This is a genomic window from Nocardia rosealba (assembly GCF_020216065.1).
Lineage (GTDB): Bacteria > Actinomycetota > Actinomycetes > Mycobacteriales > Mycobacteriaceae > Nocardia > Nocardia rosealba.
On record NZ_JAIWNA010000001.1, the window covers coordinates 1,271,702 to 1,291,211 of the forward strand.

18 protein-coding genes are annotated in these 19,510 nt (G+C 68.3%); 9 read left to right on the top strand and 9 right to left on the bottom strand.

Annotation, left to right across the window (positions count from 1 at the left end; all coding sequences use genetic code 11):
* The first annotated feature begins 3 nt into the window (after window positions 1-3).
* From LDL21_RS05780 to LDL21_RS05790, 3 genes are all read left to right on the top strand, one after another.
* Complete coding sequence (locus LDL21_RS05780; RefSeq protein WP_181698475.1) at window positions 4-780, top strand: enoyl-CoA hydratase-related protein; 777 nt, start codon at window positions 4-6, stop codon at window positions 778-780.
* An 87-nt stretch (window positions 781-867) separates the two neighbouring features.
* Entirely contained in the window at window positions 868-1,845 is a 978-nt protein-coding gene (locus LDL21_RS05785) for a class I SAM-dependent methyltransferase (RefSeq protein ID WP_181698476.1), read from the top strand.
* Window positions 1,846-3,147, top strand: a complete 1,302-nt coding sequence (locus LDL21_RS05790; protein ID WP_225279066.1) for a THUMP-like domain-containing protein — start codon at window positions 1,846-1,848, stop codon at window positions 3,145-3,147.
* A 46-nt stretch (window positions 3,148-3,193) separates the two neighbouring features.
* On the opposite strand, the gene LDL21_RS05795 is transcribed toward LDL21_RS05790, so the two are convergent.
* Both LDL21_RS05795 and LDL21_RS05800 read right to left on the bottom strand, forming a co-directional pair.
* Complete coding sequence (locus LDL21_RS05795; protein ID WP_225279067.1) at window positions 3,194-3,733, bottom strand: DUF1697 domain-containing protein; 540 nt, start codon at window positions 3,731-3,733, stop codon at window positions 3,194-3,196.
* A 55-nt stretch (window positions 3,734-3,788) separates the two neighbouring features.
* A complete protein-coding gene (locus LDL21_RS05800) occupies window positions 3,789-4,526 on the bottom strand; it encodes an acyltransferase (RefSeq protein WP_181698536.1) in 738 nt (245 codons plus the stop codon).
* 153 nt (window positions 4,527-4,679) lie between these two features.
* Here LDL21_RS05800 and LDL21_RS05805 point away from each other — a divergent pair, with 153 nt between their 5' ends.
* Complete coding sequence (locus LDL21_RS05805; protein ID WP_225279068.1) at window positions 4,680-5,972, top strand: outer membrane protein assembly factor BamB family protein; 1,293 nt, start codon at window positions 4,680-4,682, stop codon at window positions 5,970-5,972.
* Window position 5,973: 1 nt separating this feature from the next.
* Here LDL21_RS05805 and LDL21_RS05810 read toward each other — a convergent pair whose 3' ends face one another.
* Window positions 5,974-6,981, bottom strand: coding sequence for a polysaccharide deacetylase family protein (locus LDL21_RS05810; RefSeq protein ID WP_225279069.1), 1,008 nt, complete (start codon window positions 6,979-6,981; stop codon window positions 5,974-5,976).
* A gap of 116 nt (window positions 6,982-7,097) precedes the next feature.
* Between LDL21_RS05810 and LDL21_RS05815 the strand changes: the two genes are divergently transcribed.
* Window positions 7,098-8,435 carry a putative glycoside hydrolase gene (locus LDL21_RS05815; protein ID WP_225279070.1) on the top strand — a complete coding sequence of 446 codons (1,338 nt, stop codon included), beginning with the start codon at window positions 7,098-7,100 and terminating at the stop codon, window positions 8,433-8,435.
* 22 nt (window positions 8,436-8,457) lie between these two features.
* On the opposite strand, the gene LDL21_RS05820 is transcribed toward LDL21_RS05815, so the two are convergent.
* The 4 genes from LDL21_RS05820 to LDL21_RS05835 form a co-directional block, all read right to left on the bottom strand.
* Window positions 8,458-10,404 (bottom strand): TerD family protein, encoded by a 1,947-nt coding sequence (locus LDL21_RS05820; protein WP_225279071.1) that lies wholly within the window; start codon window positions 10,402-10,404, stop codon window positions 8,458-8,460.
* Window positions 10,405-10,606: 202 nt separating this feature from the next.
* Window positions 10,607-11,860, bottom strand: a complete 1,254-nt coding sequence (locus LDL21_RS05825) for a glycosyltransferase family 4 protein (RefSeq protein WP_181698482.1) — start codon at window positions 11,858-11,860, stop codon at window positions 10,607-10,609.
* Complete coding sequence (locus tag LDL21_RS05830; RefSeq protein WP_225279072.1) at window positions 11,857-13,395, bottom strand: 1,4-alpha-glucan branching protein domain-containing protein; 1,539 nt, start codon at window positions 13,393-13,395, stop codon at window positions 11,857-11,859. Before LDL21_RS05830 ends, LDL21_RS05825 begins: the two co-directional genes overlap by 4 nt.
* Window positions 13,392-14,180, bottom strand: coding sequence for a class I SAM-dependent methyltransferase (locus LDL21_RS05835; RefSeq protein ID WP_225279073.1), 789 nt, complete (start codon window positions 14,178-14,180; stop codon window positions 13,392-13,394). Before LDL21_RS05835 ends, LDL21_RS05830 begins: the two co-directional genes overlap by 4 nt.
* Before the next feature lie 181 nt (window positions 14,181-14,361).
* On the opposite strand from LDL21_RS05835, the gene LDL21_RS05840 reads away from it, so the two are divergent.
* The 3 genes from LDL21_RS05840 (at window position 14,362) to LDL21_RS05850 (ending at window position 16,876) form a co-directional block, all read left to right on the top strand.
* Window positions 14,362-15,147, top strand: a complete 786-nt coding sequence (locus tag LDL21_RS05840; RefSeq protein ID WP_181698485.1) for an electron transfer flavoprotein subunit beta/FixA family protein — start codon at window positions 14,362-14,364, stop codon at window positions 15,145-15,147.
* Window positions 15,148-15,184: 37 nt separating this feature from the next.
* Window positions 15,185-16,141 carry an electron transfer flavoprotein subunit alpha/FixB family protein gene (locus LDL21_RS05845; protein WP_225279074.1) on the top strand — a complete coding sequence of 319 codons (957 nt, stop codon included), beginning with the start codon at window positions 15,185-15,187 and terminating at the stop codon, window positions 16,139-16,141.
* A gap of 279 nt (window positions 16,142-16,420) precedes the next feature.
* Complete coding sequence (locus LDL21_RS05850) at window positions 16,421-16,876, top strand: Uma2 family endonuclease (protein WP_308017115.1); 456 nt, start codon at window positions 16,421-16,423, stop codon at window positions 16,874-16,876.
* A 2-nt stretch (window positions 16,877-16,878) separates the two neighbouring features.
* Here the strand turns inward: LDL21_RS05850 and LDL21_RS05855 are convergent, their stop codons facing one another.
* Window positions 16,879-17,322: a GNAT family N-acetyltransferase gene (locus LDL21_RS05855; protein ID WP_225279075.1), complete on the bottom strand. Its 444-nt coding sequence runs from the start codon at window positions 17,320-17,322 to the stop codon at window positions 16,879-16,881.
* A 43-nt stretch (window positions 17,323-17,365) separates the two neighbouring features.
* Here LDL21_RS05855 and LDL21_RS05860 point away from each other — a divergent pair, with 43 nt between their 5' ends.
* Window positions 17,366-18,403 carry an aminoglycoside phosphotransferase family protein gene (locus LDL21_RS05860; RefSeq protein WP_225279076.1) on the top strand — a complete coding sequence of 346 codons (1,038 nt, stop codon included), beginning with the start codon at window positions 17,366-17,368 and terminating at the stop codon, window positions 18,401-18,403.
* 209 nt (window positions 18,404-18,612) lie between these two features.
* Here the strand turns inward: LDL21_RS05860 and LDL21_RS05865 are convergent, their stop codons facing one another.
* Entirely contained in the window at window positions 18,613-19,464 is an 852-nt protein-coding gene (locus tag LDL21_RS05865) for a LysR family transcriptional regulator (RefSeq protein ID WP_181698539.1), read from the bottom strand.
* Window positions 19,465-19,510 lie beyond the last annotated feature (46 nt).

Consider the following 19,510-nt stretch of genomic DNA (forward strand, 5'->3'; position numbering starts at 1 on the left):
GCCATGGCCGAATTCGTCACCCTCGAGCTGCCCGCCGAGCCCTCCGCTCGCGGCGTCGCGCTGCTGCGCATCGATCGTCCGCCGCTGAACCTCGTCGACGCCCAGCTGGCCCGCGAGGTCGCGGCGGCCGCGCGGACGGTCGCCGACCATCCGGGGGTGGCCGCCCTGATCGTCTACGGCGACGAGCGGGTGTTCAGCGCGGGCGACGAGATGCGTGAGCTCGCCGAGCTCGACTCCGGCCAGGCCGCCGCCATGGCCGCCGACCTGCAGGCCGCCCTCGGCTGCCTCACCCGCGTGCCACAGCCGACCGTGGCCGCCATCGCCGGATACTGCCTCGGTGCGGGACTCGAGCTGGCGCTCGGCGCCGACCACCGCATCGTCGGCGACAACGTGAAGCTGGGTTTCCCTCAGATCAAGGCGGGCCTGATCCCGCTGTCCGGCATCCGCAGGCTCTCGCTGCTGATCGGCCAGAGCCGCGCCAAGGACCTCGTCTACACCGGCCGTTTCGTCGACGCCGAGGAAGCCGCGACTCTGGGCCTGGTCGACGAAGTGGTCCCCCCGGACGACGTCCTCACCGCCGCCCGCCGCTGGGCCGACCAGTTCGTCACCGCCGCCCCCCGCGCCCTCGCCGCCGCCAAAGCCGTCTTCGAAGCGGGCCCGCACGCCCACTCCACGGCCGTCACCGAGTGGTCCGCCCTCTTCGATACCGACGACACCCGAACCGGCACCCGATCCTTCGCCGCCGACGGCCCGAACAGCGCCGTTTTCACCGGACGCTGACTTCAGACCGGTCAGTCGACCAGCAGGAATGGCGCGAAACAAGACCGGCGATTGCGTGCTGAGGGTCTCCTATTACTCTTGCGTGTTATGACGGTTCACCCCGATGATCCGGCGCCGAACCCGCACGCCACCGAGGCCGAGGTCGAAGCAGCGCTGAAGGACACCAAGCTCGCCCAGGTTCTGTACCACGACTGGGAAGCCGAGACCTACGACGACAAGTGGTCGATCTCCTACGACGAGCGCTGTATCGACTATGCCCGCGGCCGGTTCGACCTGGCGGTCGGCCCCGCCCCGCTGCCGTACGAGCGGGCGCTCGAACTCGGCTGTGGCACGGGGTTCTTCCTGCTCAACCTGATGCAGGGTGGGGTGGCCAAGACCGGTTCGGTCACCGACCTCTCGCCGGGCATGGTGAAGGTGGCGCTGCGCAACGCCGAGCACCTCGGCCTCGACGTGGACGGCCGCGTCGCCGACGCCGAGACCATCCCCTACGAGGACGACACCTTCGACCTGGTGTGCGGGCACGCAGTGCTGCACCACATCCCGGATGTGGAGCTGGCGCTGAAGGAATGCCTGCGCGTGCTCAAGCCGGGCGGGCGTTTCGTGTTCGCCGGTGAACCGACCACCGTCGGCAACTTCTACGCCCGCAAGCTCGGCCAGGTGACCTGGAAGGTGACCACCGAGATCACCAAGCTGCCGTTCCTGTCCGGGTGGCGTCGCCCGCAGACCGAGCTGGACGAGTCGTCGCGCGCCGCCGCGCTCGAGGCCGTCGTCGACCTGCACACCTTCGACCCCAGCGACCTGGAGAAGATGGCGAAGTCGGCCGGTGCCGTCGACGTGAAGGCCACCACCGAGGAATTCGCCGCCGCCCTCTGGGGCTGGCCCGTGCGTACCTTCGAGGCGGCCGTCCCCGACGAGAAGCTGACCGTCGGGTACCGCATGGCCCAGTACCGTGCCTGGCTCGGCCTGAGCTGGCTCGACGAGAACGTGCTGCGCAAGGTGGTTCCGCGCGAGTTCTTCTACAACGCGATGATCACCGGCGTGAAGCCGGGCGCGGCGCAGAAGTAGGTGGGATACCGCTTCGGCCGCGACGATGTCGCCTTCCTCGGCAGCGCGGCGGGACGTGCCGCGCTCGCCGAGGTCGACCGGCTGGAGCTGACGGCGGCGACGCACCTGCGCGATATCGAGCAGGTGCGTCGCTCGTTTCCCGAGCACGGTGCGGCCTTGATCGAGACCGTGCGGTTGCGGCGCAAGGCTCTGGCGAAGCTGCCCGCGGCGGGGGAGTGGCTGTTCACCGACGACGCGCTGCAACAAGCCACCCCCGCACTCGTCGCCCGGCATCGGGCCGCGCGGTTGGCCGGTCGTGCCGTGCACGACGTGACGTGCTCGATCGGTGCCGAGCTGGCCGAACTCGCGGCGGTGTGCCCGGCGGTTGTCGGGAGCGATCTCGATGACGTGCGACTGGCGATGGCCGCCCACAATCTCGGTGTCGCGCCGCTGTCGGCCGGGTTCTCCGGCGCGATCACGCCGTCGTGTTCGGGAGCTGCGGCCGGAACGGGTTCCGGTGTGGGAGACGGGCGACAGGCTGTCGGCGGCACTGCGGTGGCCTCTGCGACCCGAAACATCTTGCTGGCCAAGGCCGATGCGCTGACCCCCACCACCCGCGACTCCGTGATCATCGCCGACCCGGCCCGCCGCGCCGACGGCCGCCGAACCTACGACCCCGCCAAACTCCAACCCCCGCTGCCCGACCTGCTCGCCGCCTACGCGGGCCGCGACATCGCCGTGAAGTCGGCGCCCGGTCTGGACTTCGACCGGCTCGGCTGGGACGGCGAGGTCGAGATCGTGTCCCTCGACGGTGCCGTCCGTGAAGCCTGCCTCTGGTCACCCGGCCTCACCGCCCCCGGCATCACCCGCCGCGCCACTGTCCTCGATTCTCGTGGTGGCGCAACAACTCTCACCGACACCGACCCCGACGAAATCCCCGAACGCGCACCCGGCGAGTGGATCATCGACCCCGACGGCGCCGTCGTCCGCGCGGGCCTCGTCCGCCACTACGCCGCGAAACACGGTCTCTGGCAACTGGATCCGCAGATCGCCTACCTGACCGGTGACACGGTACCCACCGGAATGCGCGGCTTCCGCATCGAAGACCGCTTCGACCTACGCGAGAAGACGCTCCGTCAGGAACTGGCCCGCCGCGACTGCGGTGCCCTCGAGATCCTGGTCCGAGGCGTCGACGTCGATCCGGATGCCTTGCGCAAGAAGCTCAAACTGCGCGGCAACCGGCCCTTCACCTTGGTCGTCACCCGAATAGGCCGCAACGCCACAGTTTTCCTCTGCACCGCACAGGCCGCCCAACTTTCCTGACACACCGCACCGCTACGGGGCCACGACTCGGTGCGGTTCGCCCGAATCAGGCTTCCATTTTCTTCACCACGCGCTGCACGGTGAGCCAGGTGCGGGTGGTGATGTCCTTGCCGTAGGTCTTCTCCAGCCGGGCCATGAAATCTGGTGTCTTGCCGGTGCTGTTGTCGATCACGGTGAGGAACGCGCGTGCGGCGGGGTCGTAACCGATGACGCGGGTGAGCGGGTCGTCGGCGAAGGCTGACGTATCGGCTTCGCGCATGGTGTGTTTGAAGAAGGTGACGGTGAGATAGGAACCGCGTTCGTGGGTGAGGCCCTCGAACGGGTCGCGATCGAGCAGCGCACGCAGTTCGGGGTGGCTGCGCACGATGGTGCCGCCGGGGATACCGAGCTCGGTCGCGAGCGCCTGCTGGATGCGGTTCTCGAGATCGTCGCGGGCGTCGTCGGTGCGGAACACCACGTTGCCGCTGCTCAGCACGGTCGCGACGTCCTCGAAACCGAGCCCTTCGAACACCCCGCGCAACTTGTCGTTACGCATGTTCGGGTTGGTCGGCATGATCCCGCGCAGCAGCGCCGCATAACTGTCCACGTCGCGACGGTACCGACCGCCACCGACAGGAACGGGCCTGTCGGCGGAGTGCCGTTCAGGCTTGTGCGCCCGCGTTCTTCTTCCGTTCGATATCGGCCAGCGCGGCCAGGTAGGCCTCTCGTTCGGCGGCGCCGGCGTCCCAGGCGACCTTGCGGTTCTTCACGACCTTGGCGGGCGCCCCGACGGCGATGCTGTAGTCGGGAACGTCGCCGCGCACCACCGCGTGCGCGCCGAGCACACAGCCGCGGCCCACCCGGGTGTCGCGCAGGACGGTCACCTTCGCGGCGATCCAGGTGTCGGGGCCGATCCGCACGGGGCTCTTCACGATGCCCTGGTCCTTGATGGGCAGGGTGATGTCGTCCATCTTGTGGTCGAAGTCGCAGATGTAGCACCAGTCGGCGACCAGCGTCGACTCACCGATCTCGATGTCGAGGTAGGTGTTGACCACGTTGTCCTTGCCGAACACGACCTTGTCGCCGATCCGCAGCGAACCCTCGTGGCAGCGGATGGCGTTGCCGTCGCCGATATGCACCCAGCGCCCGATTTCCATGCGCGCCAATTCAGGGGTGGCGTGGATTTCCACATTCCGCCCGAGAAATACCATTCCGCGCAACACGATGTGCGGATTGGTGAGCCGGAATTTGAGCAGGCGGTAATAACGCACCAGGTACCAGGGGGTGTAGGCGCGATTGGCGAGCACCCAGCGCAACGAATCCCTGGTCAGAAAACGCGCCTGCTGCGGATCGCGGCGGCGTGATCCACGCCAGCGCGCGCTCAGCGGTGCGCCCCACATGCTCGTCACGAACTACTCTCCCTCTTCCGACCTCGACGGCGTCCACCGGGTGAGCCCCGGGGATTCGGTCATCGGGTACACAGAGTACTTTCGCAGGGCACACTTACCGTGCCATACCCCGATCCTCGGCCCGATTACCCAGGAGATCAGCAGGTGCGAACTCGGACTCGCGTCGCCGCCTCGCTCGCTGCCGCCGGTGTGGTGGCGCTGGCCGGTTGCGGCACCGATGTGGACGACATCACCGTCGGCTCCGGAAAGGGTTGGCCCGCAGCCCATCACGACGGCCGCAACAGCGCCGCGAGCCCGGTGAGCGGTGCGTCGGCGATGACCTTGAGCTGGTCGCGGCCGGTGGGTGGGCCGATCGCCCAGCCCGTGACGATCGGCGGCGAGGGTCAGTTGTTCGTCACCACCAACACCGGCAACTGCGCGGTGTTCTCCTATCAGATGCAGACAGGGCGCAAACGCTTCTGCAACCCACTCGGCCCGTCGACGATCGAGGCGCCCACCGTGGTCGACGGCATCAACAACGTCTACGTCGGCGACGACGGCGCGGTGAATTCGTTCAACTACCTCGGTCAGCCGCGCTGGCGCACCCCCGTGGCCGGGGTGCCGGTGGCGATCCAGTTCACCGGTGACGGCCGCGTGCTCACGGTGACCCAGTCCGGCCAGGTCGACGTGCTCAGCCGCCAGACCGGCGAACGCGAGGTGCCCACCCTGCAGCTGCTCGGCGAACCCGACTTCCTGAAGTACCCCGGCCTGACCCGCCCAGCCTCCGGCGACGGCCTCGACGACTGCCAGATCGGCGGCCCGCGCTGCGCGGTCGCCAACACCACCGCCGTCGACCCCGAGACCGGCCGTTTCTTCGTCACCGTCTGGGAACCGGGCAAGCCGATGGCCTCGCTGCGGGCGATGTCCTACGCCGACGGCACCGTGACGCAGCTCTGGAGCGCCGACATGCTCACCGAGGGCAGCGCGACCAGCCCGGCCCTGTCGGCCGACGGCGCCACCGTGTACGTCGGCGACAACAGCGGCCGCCTGATCGCGGTGAACACCGAGGACGGCAGCACCCGCTGGACCCACGCGCTCGGCTGGACCCCGCGCGGCCGCATCGCCCTGGTCGACGACCTGATCCTCCCGTCCGGCGACGACGGCTACCTGGCCGCCATCCGCGATCACGGCGACCGCGCCGACCGCGCCTGGGAACGCAAGGACCTGGCCCAGCGCGGCACCCCGGCCCTGACCTCGGGCGAGATCGGCTACACGGTCGCCGCCATCGGCGCGGGCCTGAACCTCATCACCTTCGACACCGCCACCGGCACCACGATCGACTCCGATCCGCTGCCGAACGCCACCGGGACCACCACCGGCACGTCGATCGGGCCCGAGGGTCAGGTCGTCGTCGCCACCCGTCTCGGCGAGATCTTCACCTTCACCCCGGACGCGTAGCTCAGTACGGGTTCGCCTGCGCGGTGAAGCGGGGGTTCAGCTCGCCCGCGACAGCGCGGGGAAAGGAGACGCGCGTGGGGTCGCCGTCGGCGGTGTAGCGCTGGTCGGGGTGGGCCGCGAGGTGATCGAGCCAATAGGCCGAATCGAAGGGCACCGCACCGCGGCCGGACCGGATGCGTGGCACACCGGCCGGATCGAGCCCGGCGTAGGGCGCCGGGGCCGGATTCGAGCCGACGAGCATCACGGCGTCGAAGGTGTAGGTGGTGCCGTCCCAGCTGCCCGCTGTGGTCAGGGATCGGTTGTCGGGGTGGATGCCGAGAGGTAGCGCCATCGTCCGCACGGTGGTGCCTGGCGCGGCGGCCGTCACCGCGCGCACGTTCTCGGCGAACTCGCGTTGCACGCTGTTGTCGTCCAGCGTCGACAGATTGGGGTGCGTGGCCGTGTGGGCGCCGATCTCGTGGCCGTTGGCCGCCAGCCAGGGCAGGGCGCGCGGATCGCCCTGGAACGGTTCGTTGTTCACGTAGAAGGTGGCGACCGGCCGGAAATCCGGGTAGCGGGCGCCGAATTCGGCGAGGATGCCCGCCGCGCTGTCGGGAGCCACGGCGCCGGAGTCGGTGAAGGCGAGCTGACTGGTGGTCGAGTCGTCGAAGGTGAGGACCACCGGGTGGGTGCCCGCGGGGAGGTCGAGGCGGCCGGACACGTAGTCGGCGGCGGTCACCGGGCGGTAGCCCTCGCGGTAGAGGCGCTCGAGTTCGTCGCGGAATTCGGCTGGGGTCTGGTCGTATTCGCCCGCCGGGTTCGCCGAAATCTGGTGATACATCAACACCGGCACGAGACCGAGCTCGTTGGCGCCGACTTCGGCCGGGTCAGGCGGTGCCGCCGTGGTGCTGTGGGCGGCGGGTGGATCGACCGAGGCCGCCTCGGTGCTCGTGTCCGTACACGCCGCGAGTGCGGTGGTCAGCGCGAGGATCGGCAGAAGTCGCGAAAGAGCAGGAGAACCACCTGTCATCAATGCGATATTACGCGGCGGCCTCGGTTTACAGTTGATCTACCGATACCCGCCACATCCGTGTCGGAACCGCGAAATAGTTGGCGTGTCAACAGTATTGGAAGGCGGTGTTGGCGTTGGGGTTCTCATTCCGTTCGGCCGTCCGGTGGCGGTGGACGAGCACCGTCGCCGGAGTCGGTCTCGCGATTGTCGTCGTCGCTCTCGTGGCCGGATTCGCCTTGAGCAGATCGGCCGTGGTGCCGCTCGCCGACACCACACCACCGACCCTGACCGTGAACCCCGCCGAACCGGTGAAGTCCTACCGGTCGCCGGTGGTGGTGCGAGGCACCGCCGTCGACGCCGTGCGGGTATCCATCGGCGCGGAATCGGTGACACCCGCCGAAGACGGTTCGTTCGAGTTCGCGGTGCCGTGGGCGCCCGCCTTCGAAGTGGTCGCGGCCGACGACGAGGGCAACGCGGCCAGCAGCACCGTCGTCACCGCGCGGACCCTGCCGAGGATGCGGGCGGTGCACGTCACCGCGCACGCCTGGTCGCACGACGGGCTGCGCGAATCGGTTCTCGACCTGGCACGCCAGGGACGCATCGATACCGTGCAGCTCGACATCAAGGACGAGGACGGAGTCGTGGGCTACGACTCGCAGGTGCCGCTCGCCCGTGAGTCCGGTGCCGCCACGACGATCTACGATGCGCCCGCCGCGCTTCGGCAGCTGCACGACATGGGTGTGCAGGTGGTCGGGCGCATCGTCGCCTTCCGTGATCCGACTCTCGCGTCGTGGGCGTGGCACAGCGGACGCCACGACTGGGTGGTCCAGAACCCCTCCGGCCAGCCGTATTCCAGCCATTACGGGCCGATCGCCTTCACCAATTTCGCCCATCCCGAGGTGCGCCGCTACAACATCGACCTGGCCGTGGAAGGCGCGCGGCTCGGGTTCGACGGCATCATGTACGACTACGTCCGCCGCCCCGACGGCAGCCTCACGAGCATGACTTTCACCGGTCTCACCGACACGCCGTCGGTGGCGATCGCGGCCTTCCTCGCCGAGAGCAGGCACCCGGTGAACAGCGCGGGTGCCCACCAGAGCGCCGCCGTCTACGGCATCGCCTCCACCCGCCCGGACCAGATCGCCCAGGACATCCCCCTCATCGCCCGCCACGTCGACTTCGTCGCCCCCATGATCTACCCCTCCCACTGGAACCCCGGCGAATACGGCGTCGCCAACCCCAACGCCCAGCCCTACGACATCGTCTACCGCTCCCTCCAGGACTTCATCACCCAGACCAAGGGCACCAACGCAGGCGTGATCCCGTGGCTCCAGGACTTCTCCCTCGGCGTCACCTACAACGACGCCGAGGTCCAGGCCCAAATCGATGCCACCCGAGCCGCAGGCATAGACGGCTTCTTCCTCTGGAACGCCGCGACCCGCTACCACGGGGGTGGAATACACCCGGCGTGACAGCGGGTTCGACGACGTCGGGTCAAGCCTCGGACTGGCCGATATCGGCTTGCCGTGGCGCGGCGGGAACCCATTCGCGCAGCGGCTGAACCACCGTGCCGTAGAAGGTGTCCGTCGCGGAGGTGACGCTGGAGATGAAGCTCGCCGCGGTTCCGGCGCGTCGGTTGCCCATCGGGAAGCTCTGTTCGAGTGTGAACGACACGATCGAGCCGGTTCGTCCCTCGGTGAGCGACTTCGGGTTCGCCCGCACGACGTCGAGCAGTTCGCAGCTCTCGGTGCCGCGTTCGGAGAACACGGCCTCCACCTGCACCCGGCCCGGTGCCTCGGCGAGCTGCTTGATCAACCAGGACACCCGGCGCGCCGAGGTGCCTTCGTCGGGGGCGGCCATCGCGATGCGGCAGCGCACCTTGTTGGTGCGCACGTCGGCAACCACCGTGAGATCGCCGACGGTGTCGGGGATGCGCAGCACCGCCTCGAAACAGCCGTCGGCGGCCAACCGTTCGGCGACGGCCGCGGCCCGAGCGACCGGATCGGTATGGAACTTGCGCGGCAGAATGTGTTTGACCTCGACCCCGAGTTCGGCGGTGAGCCGCAGCGCGAGATGCCTGCACAGCGAGACCCAGGTATCGGCGACGGTCAGCGCCTTCTGATCGCCCGCGCGCAACGTGCCCGCCATGACCGCGTCCCGCACGACGACCCAGTGCCTGCCCATGTCGACGAATTCCGCCGCACCGGAACGGGGATGGTCGAGGTAACGCAGGAACTCGCCGAGGATCCAGGTCTGCAGCGGGTCGTCGATACTGCCGTGCGAGAGCAACATGCGTGCCTCGTGCGCCACCTCCGCCCACGACAGGTGCCGCAGGGCCACCTTCGTCAGTTTGCGGCGGTCGACTTGGACCGGCAGTTCGCCCGGACCGGCGGGGATGTCGTTGGACAGGCTGACCACGACGTCGTACTTGCGGCGTCGTGCGACATCGAGATAGCTCTCGAGCTGCTCTTTCCTGAGCTTGCCGTTCCCGGTCTTCACCTCGAGCAACCCGGTCCACTGCTTGCTGCCCCGGCTCACCCGCAGCACGGCATCAGGCACCACCGTCGAATCGCCTGCCTCGTACTGCACCTCGATATAGCCCTCGAAGGCACCGACCGGCGCTCCCATCCTCGCGCAGACTGCCCGGGCGAAGGGTCGCACGGCCTGCATCGTCGCGACCAGCGCCGAGGTGGTGCGTCGTTCCTGTTCCTCACCTGCGCCGATACCGAAGACGGAGAACAGCCGGGCGGATTGCCAGGCGTCGGATTCGGCCTGGCGGAACTCGATGGGCTTCGACTTGCGCACCGGTCGCTTGGCAGTGCGGACACCGCGTGCGGGCGCGGCGGTGGGCGCGGGCTCGGTGACAGTGGTCGCGGGCGCGTCGTGAACAGGTTCTGCCGCTGGTTCGCCGTCGTCGATCGACACCCCGAAATCCGTTGCCAGACCGGCAAGTCCGGATTCCCAGCCCTGCCCGACCGCGCGCACCTTCCAGGCGCCTTCCCGGCGGTAGATCTCGCCGAAGACGAAGGCCGACTCGGTGTCGGCATCAGCGGTCACGTATTCGGCGAGGGAGCGGCCCGCCGCGTCGATCACATGCATGGCGAGTTTGCCGAGTGCTCCGAAGGTGCCGGTGCCGACGCTGCCCGCCAGCGCGACGGTGTGGATGCCTGCGGGAAGTGCGGAGAGGTCGATCGAAATCCTGGCCTGCCGACCTTCGTCCGTCACGCTCGTTCCGAGGAATCCGACCGAGCCGTCGGGCGATTCGGGCTGGTTGTAGAAGACGAAATCGGCGTCGGAGGCGACGCGGCGGTCGGCGCCGAGTAAGAGCGCCGAGGCATCGAGCTCGACAGTCGGCTCAGGCCAGCCGATGACGATGTCGACGCGTTCGACATCCGTCGGCAATGCGATGTTCTGGCCCTTGGACAACAGCGGAGACGACACAGCAGCTCACCCTTCGAGGCTCGGCACGACGATCACCGCAAGGCGAATACGGCCGACCGGCCGCCGACCCCCTTGCCGCACACCGCGATTCAGCGGTGGCCGAAGGGTGTCGGCCGCGAACCCCGAACTGTTACACAGCTCACGTTTAGAACATCAACGCATTGAAAACCTGTCGGTGCCACCTGCGTGCCGAAGCGAGGTGTTACTTCGGATCCCGTTCCGGGAGAGGACGTTCGGGAATGGTGGGCCGGCCGAGAGGTGTGCGGACCCGGCGCTTGGCCGTGGTGTAGACCTGGGTGGTTTCGGCGGCAACCACGTCCCAGGCGAAGTCGGCGGTGAGGCGTTCGCGGGCGGTGTAGGCGCGGTCCTGGGCGGTGAGCGGGTCGTCGAGGACGGCGCGGGTGGCGTCGACCAGGCCGTCGATGTCGGCGGGGGCGAAGGAGGCGCCGGTGACGCCGTCGATCACCGCTTCGCCGAGTCCGCCTGCGGTGGAGGCGATCAGGGGCACGCCCGCGGCGGCCGCTTCCAGGGCGACGATGCCGAACGGTTCGTAGCGGCTGGGCAGGACGATCGCGTCGGCGCCGTGCAACCAGCCGAGCAGCTCGGTGTGGCCGAGATTGCCGACGAAGTTCACCGCGCGTGCCACCCGGTGCACCCTCGCACGTTCCCGCAGCCAGTCGAACTGGGTGCCGACACCGGCGACGGTGAGCGTGGTGCCCGGGTGCGCGCGGCGGATGCGCGGCAGCGCGGCGATCGCGTCCTGCACACCCTTCTCGTACTCGAGCCTGCCCACATACAGCAGCCGGGGCGGTCCGGAGCGGGGTGCGCGCGGCCGGAACGTCCACGACGTGACGTCGATTCCGTTGCGGATCACCGTGATCGGGGGAAGTTCGGGTCCGTAGAGCCGCTCCACTTCGTCCTGCATGGATGTCGAACAGGTGATGAGCTGATCGGATTCGTTGGCGAGCCACCACTCCACGGAGTGCACCTGCCGGTTCACCCGCCCCGACACCCAGCCGCTGTGGCGCCCGGCCTCGGTGGCGTGAATGGTCGACACCAGCGGCACGTCGTAGAACTCGGCCAGCGCGATCGCCGGGTGGGCGACGAGCCAGTCGTGGGCGTGCACCACATCGGGTGTCCAGCCGTCACCGACGCCGGGTTTGCCGAGGGCGACGCCGGCGCGCACCATCGCGTGCCCCATGGCCAGCGTCCAGGCGAGCATGTCCTCGCCGAAGTCGAAGCACGGCGGGTCCTCGGCGACCGCGACGACGAGCACACCGTCGGCGATATAGGAGTGGGTCGGATGGGTGAGCGAATCGGTGCCGGTCGGCCTGCGCGCGAGCACGACCACTTCGTGCCCGGCCGCGGCCAGTTCGACGGCAAGGTGATGCACATGCCGACCGAGCCCACCGACCACGACCGGCGGGTACTCCCACGACACCATCAAAATCTTCATGACGATCCTTCGGCGACCGACGGGACGGCGGTCGGCAACCGCCGTGCGTCCAGACCTGGGAAGAGTCCGTCGGCCGCGCTCCATCCTGCCGCGAGACGGGTCGCTTTGGCGAACTGACCGGCACCGATCGCCTCGGCCAGTTCCCGCACTGCGTGTGCGTGTTCGTGGGCGCGGTCGCGCGCGTAGCCCGCGGCGGAGTCCTTGCTGACCATGAACGCCCAGTCGCTGGACACCGTGAGGATGGCTTCGCGCAGCAATTGATCGGCCACCGGATCGCGCAGCGCACCGTCGCGGCGCACCTTGTCGAGGGTGTCCAGGGCCAGCCGAACCACGTCGGCATTGAGCTCTACGAGGTCGGCCACCTGATCGCCCGCCCACACCCGCCAGTCCTTGCCGGAACCCCACGACGAGTCGTTGAGCTGCACGGGTTCACCGACGAACCCGTTCGCCCGGGCATCGGCGAGCGTGCCGACGGTGACCCCGGCTTCGGGCAGCGCGCGCAGCACCTGCTCTAGCCACTGCGGTCCCTCGTGCCACCAGTGGCCGAACAGTTCGGTGTCGAAAGCGGCGACCACGAGCGCGGGCCTGCCGATCCGATCGGACTCCTCGATCAGCCGCGCGCGCACGGTCTCGACGAAGTCGGCGACATCGCGGGTGACGGCTTCGGCGGCGAGTTCGGGATCGTAAGGGGCCTTGTCAGGACCGGCCACCGTTTTGCCGGTGACCCGCGACGGCTTGAGTCCCGTCGCGTGGTCGTAGTGGTGGAAATCGCGATACGCGCTCTGCCCCGGATAACCCTGTTTGGGCGACCACACGCGGTAACTCACCTGCAGATCACGACCGAAGGCGACCACGTCGGCGTCGCGCACCGGCCTGCCGAGGCTGGTGTCGCCGCGCAGCGACGGGCCGTCGACCATGAAATGCGTCACGCCGGCGGCGTCGTAACCGAGTTCCATGCCCGGCGTGTAACCGCACTCCGGCGCCCAGATCCCGGTGGGGGTGGTGCCCCAGCGCAACCGCGCGTCGGCCAGTCCCTCGGTGAGCTGGTACTGACGCAGGCGCGGGTCGAGCAGCGGCTGGAAGGGGTGCGCGAGCGGACCGCCGAGCAGTTCGATGGCGTCGGCGTCGATCAGCGAACGCCAGACCGGCGCGCTGCCGTGGCGCCAGTCCTGCTCGAAGTCGGCGAGAGCGGTTGCGGCGAGCCGATGTTCGTGCCTACCGAGCGCCACATTGCCCGCCATGGATGCTTCGTCGGCACGCAACTGCCAGTTGCCGAGCCAGTGATGCATGCCCGCCAGGCAGTGCGGGTCGTCGAGCTGGGCGGCGAGCACCGGGGTGATCCCCAGGCTCAGCAGGTGTGAACGTCCTTCGGCGGCAAGGTTCTTCAGCACCCGGACCAGGGGAAGGTAGGACGCGGCCCAGGACTGGTACAGCCATTCCTCACCCACCGGCCAGCGCCCGTGATGGGCCAGCCAGGGTAGGTGTGAGTGCAGGACGAGCGTGAACTGGCCCGGCACGGAGCGAGAGTCGGTCAACGCCTTGCCTTCTCGGCGATCGCGACCAGGTCGAGGCTGGCATCGATATCGCCTTCACGCAGGTCGAAATCGTCGATGGTGACGGCCGCGACGTCGGCGGTGAGGTCGGCGGGCCACGGCTCACCGGCGAGGGCACGCTCGATCTGGGCGTCGATGAACGACCCACCGTGCTTGGCGTCCAACGCCTTCAGGGCGTCGCCGTGGTGCACGCCGAGCATCGCCGACACCGTGAAACCGGCCTCGACCAGCAGTTCGGTGAGCTCGGCCGCATTGAGTTCGCGCGTGTGGAACGGGTTGAGCGGGGTGTCGCGACCGGGGGAGAAGGTGATGCGGTTCGGGGTGCTGATCAGCAGCCGACCGCCCGGACGCAGCACGCGCAGGCATTCGCGCAGGAACTGCGCCTGGTCCCACAGATGCTCGATGACCTGGAAGTTCACCACCACATCGACCGATTCGTCGTCGAGCGGGAGGTCGGCGAGATTGCCCTGGATCATCTCCACGCGCGGGTAGCGCGCGCGTACGTGCGCGACGGCGCCCTCGTCGTAGTCCACGCCGATCACCCGCTGGGCGACCCCGGCGATCATGTCCGCGCCGTAGCCCTCGCCCGAGCCCGCCTCGAGCACGGTTTTGCCGGTGCAGTGCGCCAGCAGCCGGGCGTAGGCGATCTCGTGCCGACGGAACCAGTAGTTCTCCTCGGCGATGCCCGGCACCGTCCGCTCACCGGTCAGCGGCAGTGGTTCATGTGTTGCGTCCACCGGTGCGGCAGGGATCACAGCCTCGCTCATGGCCTCGACGTTACTGGTACCGATGGTCCGCTCCGGAGCCAGGGACCTGTTGCGCAAGTAGGTTACCCACCGGTAACTTAGCGTAGGGTACTGTTCCCCTCTGAGCACCCACACGGACGTACGGCCCAGCTCGTGCGGCCCACCACTCACGTGTAACCCAGAAGGAGGTCGACGAAGACCGATGCCGAACATCGTCGTACTCATCAAGCAGGTCCCCGACACCTGGTCCGAGCGCAAGCTGACCGATGGTGACTACACCCTCGACCGTGAGGCCGCCGACGCCGTCCTCGACGAGATCAACGAGCGCGCCGTCGAGGAAGCGCTGCTGATCAAGGAGGCCCAGGGCGGCGAGGTCACCGTGCTGGCCGCCGGTCCGGATCGCGCCACCGAGGCCATCCGCAAGGCGCTGTCCATGGGTGCCGACAAGGCCATCCACATCAACGACCCGGCCATCCACGGCTCCGACGCGGTGCAGACCGCCTGGGTGCTCGCCGGTGCGCTCGGCCAGGTCGAGGGCGTCGAGCTGGTCATCGCGGGCAACGAGTCCACCGACGGCCGCGCGGGTGCGGTCCCGGCGATCATCGCCGAGTACCTCGGCATCCCGCAGCTCACCCACCTGCGCAAGCTCACCGTCGACGGCGACAAGATCACCGGCGAGCGCGAGACCGACGAGGGTGTGTTCAAGCTCGAGGCCACCCTGCCCGCGATCGTCTCGGTGAACGAGAAGATCAACGAGCCGCGCTTCCCGTCCTTCAAGGGCATCATGGCCGCGAAGAAGAAGGAAGTTCAGGTCTTCACCCTCGCCGACCTGGGCATCGACCCGTCGACCGTCGGTGTTGCCAACGCGGGCACCGCGGTCACCGCCGCCACCCCGAAGCCCGCTCGCACCGCGGGCGAGAAGATCGCGGACGAGGGCGAGGGCGGCAAGCAGATCGCCACCTACCTCATCGGCCAGAAGATCATCTGATCCGGACCGTCCGAGAACTTCCCTAGGAGAAAGAACAATGGCTGAAGTACTTGTGCTCGTCGAGCACGCCGACGGTGCCGTCAAGAAGGTCAGCACCGAACTGCTCACCGCCGCACGCGCCCTGGGCACCCCGGCCGCCGTCGTGACCGGTGCCCCCGGCACCGCCGACAAGCTGGCCGCCGCCCTGGCCGCCGCGGGCGCCGAGAAGATCTACGTCGCCGAGTCCGACGAGATCGAGAGCTTCCTGGTCACCCCGAAGGTCGACGTGCTCGCCTCGCTGGTCGAGTCCGCCGCCCCCGCCGCCGTGATCGTCGCCGCCACCGCCGAGGGCAAGGAGGTGTCGGGCCGCCTCGCCGCGCGCATCGGCTCCGGTCTGCTCGTCGACGTCATCGGCGTCAACGATGACGGTTCGGCCGTGCACTCCATCTTCGGTGGCGCGTTCACCGTCGACGCCAAGGCCACCGGCGACGTGCCGGTGATCTCGGTGCGCCCCGGCTCCATCGAGGCCGCCCCGCAGGCCGGCGCCGGTGAGCAGGTCGCCGTGGCCGTGCCCGCCCAGGAAGAGGGTGTCGTCAAGGTCGTCTCCCGTGAGCCGGTCGTCGCCGGTGACCGTCCGGAGCTCACCGAGGCGAGCATCGTCGTCTCCGGTGGTCGCGGTGTCGGTTCCGCCGACAACTTCTCGGTCGTCGAGGCGCTGGCCGACTCGCTCGGTGCCGCCGTCGGTGCCTCGCGTGCCGCCGTCGACTCGGGCTACTACCCGGGCCAGTTCCAGGTGGGTCAGACCGGTAAGACGGTCTCCCCGCAGCTCTACATCGCCCTCGGCATCTCCGGTGCCATCCAGCACCGCGCGGGCATGCAGACCTCGAAGACCATCGTCGCGGTCAACAAGGACGAAGAGGCTCCCATCTTCGAGATCGCCGACTACGGCATCGTGGGCGACCTGTTCAACGTCGCCCCGCAGCTGACCGACGCCGTCAAGTCCCACAAGGGCTGATGCGCTTCGCGTCGTAACCGAACGGCCCGGCTTCTTCTCGAGGAGAAGCCGGGCCGTTCGGCGTTCAGCGCTACTATTTCGACATGTCCTTTGCCGAACGCAGCGCCCCGACCTGCCTGAACGCATGACATGGGAGGAGCTGGCCGAGCTACCCGATGAGGTTGCCGGTGAGATCGAGCTGTGGGAAGGGCGTGTGGTGTGGGTGCGCCGCGGGCCGGGCGAGCATCAAGTCTCATGCGGCGCTTGGCCAATGAGCTCGAGCGGTGTGCGCGCACCGACATGGCCGCCGACACAGAGCGCTGCTGGGTCGTCGACATCGAGACGAATGTCTTTCTCGGTGAGTCCGGGAAGTCCGACTATGTGACGCCCGATTTCTGGGTGCACCGCTGTCTCGGTGGTGCATATCGTGATGTGCGAGCGTCTGACACCGCCCTGGTCGGAGAAGTGCTGTCTCCCTCGAATACGCCCGCCCTACAACGGGCGAAGCGGGCGAAGTATGCGAAGGCTGGTATCCCCTGGTATTGGGAAGTCACCTTGGAGCCGGAGGTGGGTGAGATCGCGGTCGTCGCTGCGTATGGGCTCGATACCGGACATTCTCATCTGCCGGACGGGGTGCGCCCGTTGTGTCCGGTCGACTACCGGCTGGTCGGGCAGTGGGTGAACGGTGGCACCGAACCGATCTCGATGTCGTATCCCTTTCCGATCGAGATCCCTTGGTCCGCGCTGCAATTCTGACCTCACTGGGCGCCGAGGGCCATCCAGTGCTCCGGGTTGCTCAATGGCTCGAAGCCGAGTTTCTCGTACACGCCGTGGGCGTCGTGGGTGGCGAGCATGATGCGGCGCAGGCCGTAGGGGGCGAGGTGGTCGCGGACGGCGGTCGCCAGGGCGGTGCCGAGGCCCTTGCCCCGCACCGAGCGGTCGACGTACACGTCGCAGAGCCAGGCGAAGGTGGCGCGGTCGGTGACGACTCGGGCGTAGGCCACCTGCTCGCCCGAAACGTTGTCGTAGACACCGAAATTGAGAGAACCGGCCATCGCGCTGTCCTGCTTCTCCCGCGTTCTGCCTTTCGCCCAGTACGAGTCGGTGGACAGCCAGGCGTGGACGCGTGCTGCGTCGATGCGGGCGGAGTCGGTGGAGACTTCGTAGCCGGATGGGAAGTCGGGCGTGAGCGGATCCGTCATATTCGGAAGGCTGTCAGGTTCGGCGGTGGTCTGTCGAGGGTGGATGAATTCGATTGACGGCCGGAGTGCGCGTCGGCAGGGTGGGCTGATGGTGCCGGGTGGATTGTCTGTGGAGTTGCCGTCGGCGGTCGAGGAGACGGTCCGTGCGGTGTTCGGTGCGGCGGGTGCGCGGTGGATCGACGAGTTGCCGGATGTCGTGGCCGGGTTGGCCGCGAGGTGGGGGCTCAGTGAGTTCACCGCACCGTTCGGCGGCGGAACGCACGCCTACGTGGCCGGAGTCCGACGTGAGGACGGACGGCGGGCCGTACTGAAGGTGCCGATGGTCGACGAGGAGAACGTCGCCGAAGCGACCGCTTTGTACGCCTACGACGGTGACGGTGCGGTCCGGCTGCTCGAATTCGACCCCGGCAGCGGTGCGATGTTACTCGAATGGGCCTTCCCTGGAACAGAATTGCTCACCCAACCCGGCTTCCCGAGCCTCGAAGGACGACCGGAGAACGCGCCGAAGGTGAAGACCGCATGCGAGCTGTATCGCAGGCTGCGACGACCAGCGCCCGCCGTCCCCGATGGCTTTCCGGTCTTCCCCGCCGCGACCGACCTCATAGACGGCCTCCGCACCCGGCTCACCGACCCGGCTGTGGCGCAACACATCTCACCGTCTCTACGGACGCTGGCGGCGCGCTGGTGCGACACACTGAGCGAGCCGGACGGTCCACTGTTGATCGTCAACCGCGACACCCACCTCGGCAATATCGTTGCCGCCGAACGTGAACCGTGGCTCCTGATCGACCCGAAACCGTGCGTGGGCGAAGCGTCCTTCGACGCGGGCTTCCTGCTGATGATCCAGGTCCAGTCCAACCCGACCTCCGAGCATGCCGACACGGTAATAGCGGCCACAGCAGCGGCACTGGACGTGGACCCCGAACGCGCCCGCGGGTGGGCCCTGGTCCGCACCGTGGAGGAACTCACCTGGGCTGTCGAGGACGACGACCCGGAAATGCGCGATCTACACACCTCGGTCGCCCACGCCTTGGCGGAACTCACGCCCAGACGAACACCCGGTCGCGGGACAGTCTGCTGACCTCTCGGCCACTGGATCCGCTACCGCAAGGAGCCGCTGGATCCCCTAGCGCAAGGATGCTTACCAATCAGTGGTAATTGCGGCCCAACACGTGCTGCGCGGACGTCGGCTCCCCGATGGCAACGGAGGCGCGACGCCGCCGCGACAAGACCGACCGCCCAGGCGTATCCGGCGAGACTGATCGACTACCCGGTACGTCACCTACCCCCTCAGTGGTGCAACGCATCCAGCAGCGTCTTGACGATCGGATTCTCGCGGGCATCCTCCCGCAGCACAGCCGACACCGGAATGCGCAGCCGATGGTCGGTGAGGTCGAGGGTGAGCAGGCCCTTGGTGGGTCCTTCGTAGAGGATCGTCCAGGACTCGGGCCGGTTGAGTAGCTCCATGGTCGCTGTGTGGTCGGGAGGGATCGGAGGGCCGAAGGTGGGCCCGGTGGGGAGGTCGGCGAAGGCCGAGCGGATGAGTGTGTGCAACAACACCTGCTCCTGTTCCGGGGGGAGCAGCAGGGGGTAGGGGCTGAGTTCGGCGAGGGTGACGGCACCGCGCTCGGCGAGCGGGTGACTGCTCGAGATGGCGATCACGAGGTCCTCCACCCACAGCTGTTCCACGGCCAGACCGGGCTGCTCCACGCTCCCGCGGATCAACGCCAGATCACAGTCACCGTCGGCGACGGCGGTGATCCGCTGACGGAACGGTTTGATGACGTATTCGATCTCGGCGTCGGGGTGCGCGGCCCGCGCGGTGGCGATCGCGGACAGCGACGGCGCCGCGAAAGACATGTTGGCGGCCAACCGAATTCGCGGCCCGGTGGTGCGCACGGCCGCCCGGATCGCCGACTCGAGACTCAGCATCTGCTTGGCCAGCGGGAGCAGCCGCAGCGTCGCTTCCGTGGGCACCACGGCCCGGGTCGTCCGTTCGAAAAGCTGGGCGCCGAGGTCGCGTTCCAGGCGCGCGATCTGGTGGCTGATGGCCGACTGGGAGATGAAGCAGCGGCTGGCCGCGCGGCTGAAACTGAGCTCCTCGCACACCGCCACGAAGTACGAAAGTTGACGTAGTTCCACCTGCTGACCTCCCATATATTAGTTATGCAGATAAGAGTCATCTTCA